The sequence below is a fragment of the Trinickia sp. genome (assembly GCF_051954495.1).
Classification (GTDB): Bacteria; Pseudomonadota; Gammaproteobacteria; order Burkholderiales; family Burkholderiaceae; genus Trinickia.
In genome coordinates this window covers 17,741-32,596 of record NZ_JBQCHR010000082.1, presented here as the reverse complement: position 1 = coordinate 32,596, position 14,856 = coordinate 17,741, and the positions used below count along the sequence as shown (strand labels likewise).

The window sequence follows — 14,856 nt, the reverse complement described above, 5'->3', positions numbered from 1 at the left end:
CTCAGCGATTCGACCCACCGCCGTCAACTCCCAATCACCACGAATACCTGCGCGATCGGCGCTTTGGATCCGCCCGGCAACGCCCGCAACGGCTGCCCGTAAGTCACACGCGCATTGACGAATCGCGACCACTGAAACCGCACCCCCAAGCCGACACTCGAGAGCATCCCCGCCTGAACCTCGCCAGGCTGATCGATCTTGTTCCAAACATGCCCCGCATCGACGAAGGCGAACGGCTGAAACGCAGGCCCATCCTCGCCGAAAAATGCAAAAGCAGGCGTGCGCACCTCGGTCTGCAGATTCCATCCGCGATCGCCTTGCACGCTGTAGGGCTCATACCCGCGCAGCGTGTCGTCACCGCCCAAACCCATTTCCTCGCTCGGCAACAACGTGTTCGGCGACCATTGAAAATGCCCGCGCGTCGATAAGCTGAAGCCGGCGCCGATCGTCAAATCGCGTTGAGCAAGCAACTGCACGTATCCATAACGCGCCGTTGCCCCGTTGCGCGTGGTTTGGAACGCCTCGTCGGTGTTGTTCCCATCGAGATGCCCGGGGCTACCGATCAGCGCCACGTTCGCATGCGTCTGCCCGAGCGCATCGCTCTTGGTCGCGTCGTACGAAACGAGAAACTGATGAACGTGCGTGTTCGCATTGAAAACCTGCACGCCGCCGAATTCCAAATCGTTGTTCGACCGCTTGAAGTCGTAGCCGAATTGCACCTGCTGCTGCCAGCCATCCACGCTCGGCAAGTGCCGATCGTAACGCGCGCTGATCTGTGCGGAGACGCCCGTCTGGTTGAAACTGTTGTCGAGCCGTGGCGTGCTTTGCGCGTACACGCCGAAGAACTCGACGCGGTCAAGCCACGGCAACGGGGCCGAGTAGCTGAACGAATGCGCTTGAAAGCGCGGCCGATTCGGCCGCCCCTCGATGTCCGGATTGCCGCCGAGCAAATCGTTGCTTGCCGTGTACTGGTAGGCGATCTGCTGATCGAGGCCGAAGAGGTTGCCGTAGTCGATGCCGGCAAAGAATCGATCGCGACCGAGCTGCCGCACGCCGGCGTTGTCGTAGCCCACGTCGACGCGCAGCGGTAGGCGATCCTGCGTTTGCAGAATCACATCCGTTGCGTTCGTTCCCGAGCCGGGGGAGTAGACCACGTCGACGCGTCGGTAAGGGTTCGCATTGAGCAACGAGAGGCCCGCGAGCACGTCCGATTCTCGAATGGGGCCGCCGCTGTGCAGCGGCATTTCGCGTGCGAGCTGCGCTTCGGAGAAGTAGCGATTGCCGCGCGCCGTGACCTTGCCCACGTGAAATTCGGCAATAGCGATGCGCACGACACCGTCGCTCACGTCCTGCTCGGGCACGTAGACGTCGACGAGCGGCTCGCCGGCGGCACGGAATCGCTCGATCACGGCGCGACGAATTTCGGCAAGCCGGGCGAACGTCAACGACCGCCCAATATCCGCATCGAATCCGGCGAGGAACGAATCGTCGAGCTCAGGCAGGCCGACGGCGGCGACGTGTTTCCCATCGGGCAGTGCTTGTGTGCCCAAGACGGTATGCCCATCGTCCTTGACGAAAAGCAGCCCTTTCAATGTGGCCACCGCTGTTTGCGCCGAGCCGGTCGCCGGCGCGGGTGGAGTAGGCGGGGCGGTTGGCCGCGTCGCCGCGGGCGGCGGCGTCGGTGCGACGTCGCGATACGATTGCGCCGTCGCTGAAGCGCTGATGACCGCCAGCGCGGCTACGCCGGTCCGCTTCAGCTTGCCGCCGAATGTGCGCCTCATGCGCGTGCTCGATGCGTCATGGTCGTTGTCCCCGTCCTTTTTTCCGTTTGCCGTCGGATTGGATCGTAAATACCCGCTACTTGCGTTCGATGTCCTTGATCTTGCGCGCCGGTACGCCGCCTACGAGCGTGTAGGCCGGCACGTCTTTCGTGACCACCGCGCCCGCGGCCACCACGGCCGCCTCGTGAATTGTCACGCCAGGCAAGATCGTTGCGCCCGCACCGATCCAAACTTTGTCTTTGATGCAAATTTCTTGGTGATCGAGCCCGCGCCCGACTCGAGGGGCGAAGACGATATCGTGCGTGGCCGTTTCGAACGAGACGCGCGGGCCGATCTGCACGTCGGCGCCGATCGAAATTCGGCTGTTGCGACAGGCGAGCCGCGTCTCGGCGTTCAAGTACGCGCGGTCTCCGATGGAGATGCCGCGGATCGTCTCTTCGTTCAGGCTCAATTCAACGCTCAACGGGCCGATGATCGTCACGTCCTTGCCGATCGTCATGCCGGCCTTGCGATAGAACGTGGGGCGGATGCGATTGAACGGCCCGTAGGTTGGCATCGCATTGCCGAGCGTCATGAAGAGGTGTCGTTTGAATGCCGTCAGGAGCTTCATAGATCCGCATGCCGGGCAGCGCGTCGCGCCGCGATGGTCAACGATAAACCCGGGGACGCGTTCGGGCCCCAATGTGGCGCATAGAGCGGGGGTTTTGGCGCAAATGCTGGCGTGAGATAAACGTGCGGACCAGGCGTCGCATCACTGTTGAAGTATCGGGTCGTTCTCGGTGATCGCGTGGCCAGCGAGGTCTAGATTTTTATTAGCATTTCAACGCCATTTCCTGAATCGGCGTTCAGATGGGATTGCCAGGCCGTTGCAAGCGGGAATGAGGAGGGGGCGTTGCGCGAGACGCGAGAATTCCAGCCGGAAACGAGCTGCAGTACGGGACAATGGCGACATTTTATTATAGGGTCGCATTCAAATTAATAAGGCGCTATCCATGCGAGAGGCACGAAATACTTTCCGAATTTCCTACAAACTTTTCTCGAAAATAGGCGTATACCCCTATGTGGTATCGGTAATAACGTGTCGACAAAAAGTAACAATTTGATACGAAAATACACGCATCGGAAAATTCGACCGTGAGGCGTTTCCTACGCTAGTAGTGTCGGATGAATCCTACACATACTGCGCACTCCCTACGGAATCTTCCTCCTCGGCTGATTTCGCCGGTCGGTCCGTTAGGCAATACTTCATATCAACAAGTTGCGGCTGTGATCTCCCCGGATACGTCGACGTGTTGAAGCAGGGTCGAGCGTAGCGGATCTTCCTCGGAAGCGATCTCCAGATTGTGGCTAGAAAGTTCGTAGGTTAGTTAGGATACCTAATTAACTGGTTGTGTGTGCATTTGTTGGGAAAGACAGGCTCCGTCAGAAGCGCCGCTACCCGTTTTCTACATGTTCCGCTCGGGGTTGCCTCGGCGCTGATGGGGTTCTTGAATCATGAAACGACGTCAATTTCTCGGCTGCGTCACGGCAGCGGCAAGCAGCTATGTTCTCGTCGCCTGCGGCGGTGGCGGTGGCGGTTCCGATTTGACCGCAAGCTCGAGCGCGGGCACCAGCGCGGTGGCCAATGCCAGCTCGGCGGCGGCATCGACTGCTTCGCCGGACAACACGACCGTGCCCCCGGCACCCTCCATCGTGGACAACAGCGCAAACGTTTGGACACTGAAAAGCGGCTACATTTACGTGAACGGAAGCAAGATGTCCGGGCCGTACAATGTCGCGACGCTGCTGTGGTACGGCGGCTATGTGTACCAGATCAACACGAGCAATGCGTTCTACCAATGGACCGGCACGAAGTGGGTGCAAACGATCGACCCGCGCTTGGGCGGCACGTCGGCTGACGGCACGGCTGTCCCGCCGGCGTCGTACATCATCGACAAGCTGAACAACATTTGGACGCTGTCGGGCGGCTATGTCTTGAAGAACAACGTCAAGGACACGGCCTCGTCCAGCGTCACATTGTTGGTCTGGTACGGCGGCATGCTCTATCAGCAGCGCTCGGGCGGACAGTTCTACGTGAAGACGTGGATGAACACGTGGTCGCCTTGTAACGACCCGCGCGTCAACCTCGTATCGACCGCCGGTCATTTCTACGGCATCAACGGCCATTACGATTATCCGTTCACGGCGACCCAAGTCGTCACGGCGCTGCAGGCGCTCGGCTGCACGACTTACCGCGTGGGCTGCATCAACAAATCGACGCAGTTGAACCCGGTGATATCGCTGGCTAGGGCGTTCCAAAGCGCGAACATGACGCTGTTCACCCTGATCAACTACGGTCTGCGCGATTTGACGGGCACGCTGTACACGAGCGAATCGGCGGCGTACAGCGCCTGCTACACCGGCGCGGCGGCGATCGCCACGGCGTTGGCGCCGTACGGCGTGACGATGTACGAGTGCGGCAACGAGTTGACGCGTGACCCGGCCATCATCGTGAATTCGACGTATGCGGGCACGAAGAACTCCGACTTCAACAATGCCAACTGGCCGATCATGCGCGGCGCGATCCGCGGCATGATCGACGGCATCAAGTCGGTGCAGCCGAGCGCGAAAGTGGGCGTGAATTTCTGCGTGTCGGACGTCGCGGCCTCCGACATGCTGTGGGACGGCGTGCAGCCGGACGGGTCCACCGGTTATTCGAAGGTGCGCTGGGACATCACGACCTGGCACAACTACTCGCCTTACGGCGACGTCTTCAACATCGGAACGGACGGCGCCGGGCCGGGTTTCAACCTGCCTTCATACTGCAAGGCCCGGTATGGCGTACCGTTCTTCATGACGGAATGGAACCTTGCTCCGGAGAAGGATGAGACGGCTCGCGCGAGCTACGTCACGCAGCAGATGACGGAGTTCTATGCGGCGCGCAAAACTCAGGGCGTCGAATCGGTGATGTACTACGAACTGACGAGCGGCGACTACACCTACGGTATCGTGCTCGACGATCTGACGCCGATCCAGCCGACCTACAACGCGTTCCAGTCGTTCGTGAACAACAACCCGGATAACTAAGCCGCCGCGGTTGACCGATCGATTCGCCTGCGGGCGAACCAAAAGCGAAAAGCTCGAAGCTTAGGCGTAGCACGCCGAGGCTTCGAGCTTTTTTGCGAAGAAAAGGTTAAACGTGTCGCGGGTGGATTACTTGGCGCACGCCGATCCGGGCGGGCGGCCGCGGCTTCATCGGCCGGTGCTCGGCGCCGCCGCGCCCACCACGCGTGGCCCGCGCTGCCCGCGCGAGCGAGGGGGCGTGCGCCGCGGCATTTGCGTGGGCGGGATGGGAGTAGGCCGCCGCATGAACGCCGGCAGCGTTTCCCGTACGCGCGAGGCGAGCAGCAAGGACACGACGAGCGCGATCGGCAGCACGTTCGACGGCGTCGTCATCCGGTGCTCTGTGGCCGACATGGCAAGCAGACAAACCGATGAGAGTTCGACGAAGCGATAGGCGATGAAGTTACGCCCGCTTTCCCGCATGGCGGCCCACGTCCCCTTTTGGCACCACGCGATGAGACGCCAGTAGAACATCATCATCAGGATGAGCCCGACCACGCCGAGTTCGGCTAGGAAGTTCAAATACGAGTTGTGCGCATGCGAGTCGGTATGGTTCGCGGTGATGCCGATCGGATGTCCGAACAAGCCGAAGTAACGGGAGACATAGGAGATCTGATCGTCGAACGAACCGAATCCCATGCCGAACAGCGGACTTTGGCGGAAGTAGGCGAGGGCGCGGGGCCATAGCCATTCGTAGCGGATGCTGAGGTTGGCCACCTTTTCATCGGCGTTTTCGATGCTGAACCGATAGCCCATGTAATCGACCGAATTATCGGTGTGATAGATCGCCATGAACAGCGAGCCGGCGATGAGCCCTGCGATAAGCGTGGCGAGCACCCAGCGCTTGCGTCCCAGGAAAAGGTAGGGCATCAGCACGAGAATCCCGAACATCGATCCGCGGCTGTACGTCGAAAACAACATCAACGCATTGACGCCCATCAGCATGAGCATCCCGCGGCTGCGCTTCATCGAATAGCATGCGATGCCCAGACACAGCAGCACGGCAAGGAAGCCGCCAGCGGCGTTGCGGGCGACGAAATAGCTGCCGAACGTGTCGGACGGATGACGCAAGATCGTCAACAAGCCGTTCTGCGCCATGTACCACAGGTAGTACGGCACGTTGACGAGCACGGCGAAGCAATAGAAGCGCCGCAAGATCTTGTTCAGATCCCAGCGATGCACGTAGACGCATCCGGCCAGAATGGGCGCGTAGGAGATGAAGAAGTTGCCGTCGTGGCGGTAGAAGTCGAATTCGAGAAACGACTCGGGGTTGTAGTAGAGCGTCGAGAGCAAGGCGAACGCGGCGAACGTCACCAGCGGTGCGATGAACGTGGGGTAGCGGCGCCCGAAGAACCGCCACCCGCACAGCACCATTGGCGCGAAGCCAATCGCGCTGACCGGGACGAAATTGGTGACGCTGAAAATCAGCGCGATCAAGGAAACGTAGGCCACGCTCGCTAACCTCGACTTATTTGGTGACGATCGCCGCCGTCAAGCCGGCGTTGATCGCGGGCAACAGCAGGCTCAGCACGCGGTTGAAGCGGACGAGCGGCCCGTTGTCGACATAGACGACATCCTTTGGCCGCAGCGGAAACTGATTGGCCAGCAGCATCGATACGGGCGAGTGCGCATCGAGGTGATACACCTCGGGCTTGCCGTTCTGCTCGCGAATCACATAGAGCTGGCGCGGATCGGCCGTGCCTTGATTCATGAAGCCCGCTTGGCTCAGCGCTTCCGACAACGTCAGTTTTCCGTCGGAAGTGGGCGTCGCCGCGATCGGCTTGGTGACTTCGCCCATGACGTAGGCGGTATTGTCGTCGCGTGTGCTCACGCGAAGCATGTCGCCCGACTGCAGCATGATGTCTTGAGGGTTCTTTCCCAGCGCCATCATTTGCGTGAGGTCGATCGGGTACGACTTGCCGTTGCGCGTGAGCGTCAAATGCGCGCGATCGGCATTCGCCGTGAAGCCGCCCGCGCGATTGATCGCTTCGGTCAGCGTCATCGGAATGTCATTGATCGCTTCTCCGCCCGGCGCGCGCACTTCGCCGTCGACGTAGACTTGCGCGGCACGGTACGAGGCCACGCGTACCGTCACTTGCGGCTCGCGGAATTGCTTGGAAAGGTCGGCCCGCACTTCGCGCCGCACTTCTTCCACCGTCTTGCCCGCGGCGTGGATCGGATGCGACAGGTACGGGAAATCGACGGTGCCTTGGCTATCGACAACGAAGCCCTGGGTAGGATCCGCCGGCTTGTTCGTTTGCACTTGCTGACCCAGTGCGGCCGCGAGTTCGGGGTGGTCCCAAACGGTAATCTGCAAGACGTCGCCGGGGCCTAGCTTGTAAGGGCCGGGCTTGGCGAACAAGTCGAGCTGGTTCGCGATCTGCATCTGGTTCGTGCCGGCCTGCAACTGCTTGATGAGGTTCAGATCGATCGACTGGATCGGAATCTGTTCCGCCTGTTGCACCGAGCCGTCGGGCGTCGACGAAACGGGCAGTGAAGGGGGTGTCTCCATGTGCTGACCCGGGACGACCGCGCATGCGCCGAGCAACGTCGAGAGCACGGTCAGGGCTGCGGTGCAGGTTCTCGCGGCGCGTGCGCGCGTACGCGATGCGGGAGGGGTGTCGTCGGCGTTGCCGCTTTCGTTCCGGTCGAGCAATCGTAGTGTGTTTGTCATTGTCGGACTCCGTGCTTCGGTAGGCATTGCTTCAATACGCATTGGTATGGCGCAGGCCCTTGAAGATCGTCGCGAGGATGATCCGCATGTCGAGCCGGAACGACCAGTTGCGTAGGTAATAAAGATCGTGGGCAACGCGCTGCTCCATCTTTTCCACGCGCTCCGTCTCTCCGCGAAAGCCGTTGACTTGCGCCCAGCCCGTGATGCCCGGCTTGATGCGGTAGCGATGGATGTAGCCCTGAACGATCGGCTGATAAAGGTTGTCGTGCTCGATCGCGTGCGGACGCGGGCCTACGACCGACATCTCGCCGCGCAGCACGTTGATGAACTGCGGAAGTTCGTCCAAGCTCGTGCGCCGCAGGAAGGCGCCCACGCGGGTGACGCGCGGATCGCCGCGCTTGGCCTGTTCGATCACGCCGGCTTTCGGCTGATGCACGCGCATGGAGCGGAACTTGTAGATCGTGAAGACTCGGCCGTCCACGCCCTTGCGGCGTTGCTTGAAGAACACCGGGCCTTCGGAACTGAGCTTGACGGCGATGGCGATCGCGATCATCACCGGGGCCAGCGCCAAGAGTGCGGCGGCTGCGAACAAGCGGTCGAACAGATCCTTTTTGATCAGCGCGCTCGGCGGCACGGGCGAGGCGATCAGGTTGATCGTCGGCAGCCCGAGCAGGTTCGTGACGCTGCCTTCGAACAGAGAAAGCGTGCGCACGTCGGGCATGAATCGGATGTTGACGAGGTCGTTTCTGAACTCGTTGAACAGCGTCATGATGGCCGATTCCTCGCTCAGCGGCAGCGCAAGCCACACTTCGTCGAGTTCGTGTTCGCGCACGAACGCGGCAAACGCCACATGGTCTTCGAACACCGGAATTTCCGGGTGCGCGATCGGTGCGCCGCCAGCTTTCGTGTTGTAGATTGCCGAAGCGCGAAAGCCTGTCGTCGGCGATGTTTCGATCTTGCGGATCAATTCATCGCAGTGGCCGCCGCAACCGGCGATCGCCACCTGGTGCAGGTTCATGCCCGCGGTGCGCATGCGGCCCAAAAGCGCATGCATCCAGATTCGACCTGCGATCATCGCCGCGCCGGAAAGCATCGTCCAGTAGCCGAACCACAGGCGCGAAACGAGGTTGACCATGTGCAGCGAAAACATCAGCGCCATCGCGCCCACCTGCACGACGGCCCAGGCGAGGGCGAGTTGCCTCACGAGCGCGATCTTGGAGCGTCCGCGCCACGATTCGTACACCCCGAACGACGGAAACACGAGCAGCGACAACGTAGCCGAGAAAGCGACGAACGCCCAATAAAGCCGGCCGTCGGCCACATCTTCGAACCGCAATTGCGATGCGATGAGGCCCCCGAGCGCGATGATGCCGACGTCGTATACGCGCGCCCATAGATCTTGTAGTCCTCGCATTTCTTCACTCCCAATCGTTGTTCGTTCGTCCGCCACGCCCAAGCGGCGCCGCGAACGGCATCCCGCACGCGCGAGGCGGCTCGCGCAGCGACGAGGTCATCGACGACGCGAAGGGTAATAAAGCTGCATACGTTCTCTTCCCGAGCAGTCAAGCGTTTCGCCTGCAGCCGGGCGCATCCGATCGGATGCGCGGCGCTACTGGCTCAACGCGTGTTTGCGATACACGGTGGGCGACACGCCGTACCGCTTGCGGAACAATCGGCCGAGGCGATCGCCGTTGCCCATGCCGCAGCGTCGCGCAATCTTGTCGACGGGCAGCTTGGTGCCCACGAGCATGGCGCAGATCGCTTCGAACCTGAGCTGCATCAAATATTCGAGCGGCGTGACGCCGAACTCGCTCTTGAAACGGCGCAGATAATTGCGCACGCTCATCGCGGCCACTGCCGCGGCATCCGATACGGAAATGTCGCTGCCGAAGTTCTCGCGCATCCAACGCGTCGATTCGTGAATCTTGTCGACGGTCGTATTCAGGCTCGTCGTTTCGACACGTGTCTTGACGACCTCGCCCACGGAGGGCGGCAGGCTGCTCGCGATCCTCAGCGACATGTCCTCGCCGTGATCGGACGCGATCTGGGTCAGCGCCATCTGCGCGGCCTTTTGATTGAGCGCCCAGGCCGGCATCGAGCCCGAGCCGATCCAGAAGACGGGCACGCTCGGGCGCGGGCGCGCACCGACATCCACGCCGAACGGCGACGCATGCCGGTCCGCGCCGGTGTGTAAAGGGGCGCCCGAGCCCGAGAGCCAGCGCGCGAGCTGAACGTCGAAGCCCGATGTCACGCGCACGTCGTTGCTCGCGACGTATAACGCATGAAAGTCGCCTACCGAATACGCGTCGAGCCGTTGCGTCATGACGGCGATGGACGACGAACTCGTGACCGGACCGCCGAGCTTGGAGAGCAGCGACACCCGATAAGGGGGCTGGCCGCTCGAGAAGCGCATGAGTGCGTTGGCCAATTGAAAGACCTCGCTGATCACGCCTGTCGTGAACAGGCAGTGACCGTCGAAGATAAGGATCCCGATATGGCGCGCGTCGGCGAGCGAGGTCATCTCCCGTCGCATGACGTGCGGTGTGGCAAAGACAGTGGCGTGATCCACGAAGCTTTCCTCCGCATGGTGAACACATTGAGTGTTGCGGTGCATCATCGTAATCATCATGATGCCATGTCGATTTTTGTAGAAAAAGCTGGCGTAAATCGCCGTGTATTTGGCGCGACACGTCGTCTCTTCGAAAGATATTCGCTGAAGTATTTTTTATATTTTTGTTATAAAAATTTACAAACGACTATTTTTTTCGTGCACCCCCTTGCGGCAGTAAGGGACAGGGCTGACGGCCTTGTGCCGGCGGGGTCGGTAAAAAATATCGACTATTAATCAGAAATATTGTCGATTCGCATAATTGCATCCGGCTGCCATTTACCGATGTTAAGCGTTAGGCCGTTCGTAATGTTTGTCCTGTTTCAACGAAATCCGCCAACACCTCGGGCTTTTGCGACCTTCGGGATTTCGCCTTCGGTTGTGTCGCTATGCTTCACAGCAACATGAACCGAAGCGGCCGGTGGCGGGCTCGTTTTTGCGCTTCTTGCCGCTCTTCATGGTTTCGGACCCACTAGGAGAACAAGCAGATGAGTACTCCTGTTGAAACGAGGGAGCGACCGCGCGCGGTCGGAGTCGCGACGCATCTACGTGCGCCGCATACATTGGCGCCGCAGTCGGCGCTGCGCACGCGGGCCGTCGTGCTCGCGGGCGGCTCGGGTACGCGGCTTTGGCCGCTCTCGCGCAAGCATTTCCCCAAGCAGCTCGTCGATGTGCTGGGCGCGGGGTCGCTGCTGCAGATGACGGTCCGACGGCTGCAGCGGTTGGCCGACGTCGAGCTCGACATCGACGCTGCGCCGATCATCGTCTGCGGTTCCGAGCATCGCGCAATCAGTGCGCAGCAGCTCGAGCAACTCGGTATCGGTGCGCGGTTCATCATCGAACCGAGCGGACGCAATACGGCTCCGGCGCTGTCGCTCGCCGCGATGCATGCGCTGGAGGACGGAGGCGACGCCGTGCTCGTCGTGATGCCGGCCGATCATATGATCGGCGACGTGGCGGCGTTTCAGCGTGCCGTGGCCGTCGCCACGCGTCACGCCGAGCGCGGCGCAATCGTCACCCTCGGCATTCGGCCCACGCGCGCGGAAACTGGCTACGGCTATATCGAGCCGGGCGACGATGTCGACGGCACCGCACGCAAGATCTCGCGCTTCGTGGAAAAACCGCCGCTCGAAGTCGCCCGCTCCTACTTGGCATCGGGCAAATACTTCTGGAACAGCGGGATTTTCGTGCTGCGTGCAAGCGTGTGGCTCTCGACCTTGCAGCAGATGCAACCCGATACGTATACGGCCTGCGCGGCCGCGTACGAAGCGGGTCAGGATAGCGCAACGGGCTTTACGCCGCACGAAGACATGTTCGCGAACGTGCCGTCCGATTCGATCGACTACGCCGTGATGGAGAATCTCGCACGTGGCGGAGATGTCGAAGGCGTCGTCGTGCCGCTCGATGCGGCATGGTCGGATCTCGGTTCGTGGGACTCGGTCTGGGACGCGCTCGGCAAGGATGCGAACGGCAATGTGGCTTCCGGCCGTGTGCTGATGGAAGATGCGAGCACGTGCTACGTGCGCGCCGAGAGCCGGCTCGTGACGTGCGTCGGCGTGTCCGACCTCGTGGTGGTCGAAACGGCCGATGCGGTGCTCGTCGTCGATCGCTCGCGCGTGCAAGACGTCAAGCGCATCGTCGGACGCATCGCCGATCAGCAAGGCCCCGAGGTCGACGCACACCGCAAGGTGCAGCGCCCGTGGGGCTGCTACGACTCGATCGACAAGGGCGAGCGCTTCCAGGTCAAGCACATCGTGGTGGACGCGGGCGCGCAGCTGTCGCTTCAGCTTCACCACCATCGCGCCGAGCATTGGATCGTCGTTCGCGGGACGGCGCTCGTCACGCGCGGCGAAGAGCAGTTCCTGCTCGGAGAAAATCAATCGACGTACATTCCGCTCGGCGTCAAGCATCGGCTCGAAAACCCGGGAAAGGTACCGCTCGAACTGATCGAAGTTCAGTCGGGCGCCTACCTCGGCGAGGACGACATCGTCCGCTTCGAGGATGTCTACGGACGCGCGAACTGAAGTGCGCGGCCGCGAGCGATGTCTTGCGGGCGGCCGCGGCGCGTTTTCCGGCGGAGCATACGTGGCAACCGTTTTTGATCTCGATCCATGAACGTTTATGACGCTGCGCTGGAGCATGTCCGAAATTCGATCGGGACCGCGGAAGTGTTGGGACTGAAGTCCTGCGCCATCCTCGTTTCCGATCTAAAGCTGCTGCTCGAAATGCTGGAAGACGCGATCCGCGAACGGCAGAGCAGTACGCAACAAAAAGCGCAATGAAGACGGACGCGATCCACACAACGCTACCTTTTCGAGGACCACGCCAGTGAACGACTTGGCTCTCAACTCTCTCTACGTGCAGACAGGCGGCGAACGTGGCCAACTGTCGGGGCGCGACATGCTCAAGCTGTTGCGCGATCACATCTTCGAGGTGCTCGGCGTAGCGCTGGCCGTGACCGCGCTCGCGCTGGCGTACGTGTTCCTCGCCACCCCGATCTACGAGGCGGACGTGGTCATGCGGGTGGACCCCCCCGAGCCGAACGCACTCGGTATCTCGTCCACAGGGCCGCAGTACGCGCCGCCCGCGCCGTCGCCGTCGACGGAAATGGCCGTGATGCAGAGCCGGGCGGTCCTGGAGCCGATCATCAACCGCTATCGGTTCGACGTCACGATCAAGCCGAAGACACTCCCGATCATCGGCAACCTCGCGCAGAAGTTCGCCAAGCCCGGACAGCCGTCGGGCGCCTGGTTCGGCATGAGCTCTTACGCCTGGGGCGGCGAGCAGATGCATATTGGCCAGCTCGACGTGCCGCCTACGTTGGAGGAGCGCAAGCTGAAACTGACGGCGCTCGAAGGCGGGCGCTACGAGTTGCGCGGCCCGAGCGGCGAATCGATTCTGACCGGCAAGGTGGGCGAGGTGGCGCATTCGAGCAACGGCGTGACGATGCTCGTGACGCAGCTCGCGGCGCGCCCCGGCACGGAGTTCGAAGTCAAGCACTGGGCCATGCTCGATGCGATCAAGCGCTTTAGCGACGATTTGAAGGTGAGCGACAAGGTCAAGGATACGGGCCTCGTCGACATTACGTATTCCAATTCGTCGCCGGAAAAGGCGGCCGAAGTGGCCAACGCGATCTCGCAGCAGTACATGACGACGTCCGTGGCCGCCAAGCAGCAAAACGACAATGCGACGCTCGCGTTCATCAACAAGGAACTGCCGCGCCTGCACACCGAACTCGAGAAGGCCGAGCAAGCGCTGTCGTCCTATCAAACGACGGCTCAGTCGATGCAGCCGACGAGCGAGGCGCAAGCCTACTTGCAAGGCGGAATCGACTTCGATCGCCGCATTGCCGATCTGCAGATCCAGCGCACGCAATTGCTCGATCGCTACACACCCGACAGCCGGTGGGTGCGCAATATCGACGATCAGTTGCGTCAATTGCAAGCGCAAAAGAGCGAGTTCAATTCGCGCTTCAACGCCATGCCGGCATCGGAGCGCAAGAACGTCGACCTGACGCGCGATGCGAAGGTGGCGGAGCAAGTCTATCTCGGCATGATGCAAAAGGCCGAAGAGCTGTCGGTGCGCCGCGCGAGCACGACGGGCGGCGCGCACATCCTCGACGCCGCGGTGGTGCCGTTCCGTCCGGTCAAGCCTGAACCGCTGCTGATCCTGCCAGGCGGCGCCTTCCTCGGCCTGCTGCTCGGCGTGGGCTCGGTGTTCGTGCGCCGCCACGTGCTGAGGGGCGTGACCGATCCCCTGTTCGTCGAAGCGCGTCTTGGCGTGCCGTTGATGGGCGAGGTGCTCTACAGTCAGCAGCAAGCGCGTTTGAATCAGGAAATCGGGGCGTTGCAACGCCGCTCGCTGGCCTCGCGCAGTTCGACGCCGGGGTTGCCGGCGCGTCCGCAAAGCGCGGTCGCGGTGGACGGTCGCGTGGCCGCCACGGGCGGCGGGGTGTCGAAGGTGCTTGCGGACCGCTACCCCGACGATCCGTCGATCGAGGCATTGCGCAGCGTGCGCACCGCGCTGTCGCTCGACCTGGCTCATGCGCCCAACAACATCGTCATGATGGCGGGCCCGACGCCGGCGGCCGGCAAGAGCTTCGTCGCGGCCAACATGGCGGTGTTGCACGCCGAAGTCGGTTCGCGCGTTCTGTTGATCGACGCGGACATGCGCAACGGCCACCTCGCGTATTTCTTCGGCCAGCCGAACCGCGGCGGTTTGTCGGAAGTGCTCAAGGGCGCGATGCAGCCGCACGAGGCGCTGCGCCGTACCAGCGTGGAAGGGCTGACGCTGCTCTCGTGCGGCAGCCGCATCACGAACCCGGCGGCGATGCTCATGCGTCACAACTTCCGCGAGCTCCTGCAGCGGTTCTCGCACGAGTACGACCTCGTCATCGTCGATACTCCGCCGTTCCTGGTCGTGACCGATGCGGCGATCATCGCGGGCGACGCGGGTGCGACGGTGCTCGTGCTGCGCTCGGGTATGCAAAGCGAAGAGGAAATTGCCGAGACGGTGCGCAAGCTCGAACGATCCGAAGCGCGCGTCACGGGCGCGGTGTTCAACGCCATCCCGCTTTCGCGAAGCCATCGCTACTACGGGTACTACGGATCGGGCGACGACATGGAGCCGATGTTCGACGCGACAGCCTGACCGAGAGAGGCCGCGTGCGTGCGCGGCCGCGTCGTTTCGTT

Annotated in this window: 11 protein-coding genes; 5 read left to right on the top strand and 6 right to left on the bottom strand. The window is 61.8% G+C overall.

Annotation, left to right across the window (positions count from 1 at the left end; genetic code table 11):
* Positions 1-23: 23 nt before the first annotated feature.
* Positions 24-1,781, bottom strand: coding sequence for a ShlB/FhaC/HecB family hemolysin secretion/activation protein (locus ACTHNR_RS11345; protein WP_440547705.1), 1,758 nt, complete (start codon positions 1,779-1,781; stop codon positions 24-26).
* Positions 1,782-1,857: 76 nt separating this feature from the next.
* Complete coding sequence (locus tag ACTHNR_RS11340; protein WP_440547704.1) at positions 1,858-2,391, bottom strand: acyltransferase; 534 nt, start codon at positions 2,389-2,391, stop codon at positions 1,858-1,860.
* Between the two features lie 884 nt (positions 2,392-3,275).
* Here ACTHNR_RS11340 and ACTHNR_RS11335 point away from each other — a divergent pair.
* Positions 3,276-4,847: a hypothetical protein gene (locus ACTHNR_RS11335; RefSeq protein WP_440547703.1), complete on the top strand. Its 1,572-nt coding sequence runs from the start codon at positions 3,276-3,278 to the stop codon at positions 4,845-4,847.
* A 165-nt stretch (positions 4,848-5,012) separates the two neighbouring features.
* Here ACTHNR_RS11335 and ACTHNR_RS11330 read toward each other — a convergent pair whose 3' ends face one another.
* From ACTHNR_RS11330 to ACTHNR_RS11315, 4 genes are all read right to left on the bottom strand, one after another.
* Entirely contained in the window at positions 5,013-6,335 is a 1,323-nt protein-coding gene (locus ACTHNR_RS11330) for an O-antigen ligase family protein (protein WP_440547702.1), read from the bottom strand.
* 16 nt (positions 6,336-6,351) lie between these two features.
* Complete coding sequence (locus ACTHNR_RS11325; RefSeq protein WP_440547701.1) at positions 6,352-7,557, bottom strand: polysaccharide biosynthesis/export family protein; 1,206 nt, start codon at positions 7,555-7,557, stop codon at positions 6,352-6,354.
* A gap of 31 nt (positions 7,558-7,588) precedes the next feature.
* Positions 7,589-8,971 (bottom strand): undecaprenyl-phosphate glucose phosphotransferase, encoded by a 1,383-nt coding sequence (locus ACTHNR_RS11320; protein WP_440547700.1) that lies wholly within the window; start codon positions 8,969-8,971, stop codon positions 7,589-7,591.
* A gap of 195 nt (positions 8,972-9,166) precedes the next feature.
* The gene (locus tag ACTHNR_RS11315; RefSeq protein WP_440547699.1) at positions 9,167-10,126 is read right to left on the bottom strand and encodes a helix-turn-helix domain-containing protein; all 960 of its coding nucleotides are present in this window, start codon (positions 10,124-10,126) and stop codon (positions 9,167-9,169) included.
* On the opposite strand from ACTHNR_RS11315, the gene ACTHNR_RS11310 reads away from it, so the two are divergent.
* From ACTHNR_RS11310 to ACTHNR_RS11295, 4 genes are all read left to right on the top strand, one after another.
* Complete coding sequence (locus ACTHNR_RS11310; protein WP_440547698.1) at positions 10,118-10,402, top strand: hypothetical protein; 285 nt, start codon at positions 10,118-10,120, stop codon at positions 10,400-10,402. The genes ACTHNR_RS11315 and ACTHNR_RS11310 overlap by 9 nt on opposite strands.
* A gap of 251 nt (positions 10,403-10,653) precedes the next feature.
* The gene (locus ACTHNR_RS11305) at positions 10,654-12,189 is read left to right on the top strand and encodes a mannose-1-phosphate guanylyltransferase/mannose-6-phosphate isomerase (RefSeq protein ID WP_440547697.1); all 1,536 of its coding nucleotides are present in this window, start codon (positions 10,654-10,656) and stop codon (positions 12,187-12,189) included.
* A gap of 87 nt (positions 12,190-12,276) precedes the next feature.
* Positions 12,277-12,447, top strand: a complete 171-nt coding sequence (locus tag ACTHNR_RS11300) for a hypothetical protein (RefSeq protein ID WP_440547696.1) — start codon at positions 12,277-12,279, stop codon at positions 12,445-12,447.
* Between the two features lie 46 nt (positions 12,448-12,493).
* Positions 12,494-14,815, top strand: coding sequence for a polysaccharide biosynthesis tyrosine autokinase (locus ACTHNR_RS11295; RefSeq protein WP_440547695.1), 2,322 nt, complete (start codon positions 12,494-12,496; stop codon positions 14,813-14,815).
* The last annotated feature ends 41 nt before the right edge of the window (positions 14,816-14,856 follow it).

Excerpts from the sequence above, each read along its gene's own strand:
- ACTHNR_RS11325 (WP_440547701.1), bottom strand. The coding sequence starts at position 7,557 with ATGACAAACACACTACGATTGCTCGACCGGAACGAAAGCGGCAACGCC.
- ACTHNR_RS11335 (WP_440547703.1), top strand. The coding sequence starts at position 3,276 with ATGAAACGACGTCAATTTCTCGGCTGCGTCACGGCAGCGGCAAGCAGC.
- ACTHNR_RS11345 (WP_440547705.1), bottom strand. The coding sequence starts at position 1,781 with ATGAGGCGCACATTCGGCGGCAAGCTGAAGCGGACCGGCGTAGCCGCG.
- ACTHNR_RS11300 (WP_440547696.1), top strand. The coding sequence starts at position 12,277 with ATGAACGTTTATGACGCTGCGCTGGAGCATGTCCGAAATTCGATCGGG.
- ACTHNR_RS11305 (WP_440547697.1), top strand. The coding sequence starts at position 10,654 with ATGAGTACTCCTGTTGAAACGAGGGAGCGACCGCGCGCGGTCGGAGTC.
- ACTHNR_RS11340 (WP_440547704.1), bottom strand. The coding sequence starts at position 2,391 with ATGAAGCTCCTGACGGCATTCAAACGACACCTCTTCATGACGCTCGGC.
- ACTHNR_RS11320 (WP_440547700.1), bottom strand. The coding sequence starts at position 8,971 with ATGCGAGGACTACAAGATCTATGGGCGCGCGTATACGACGTCGGCATC.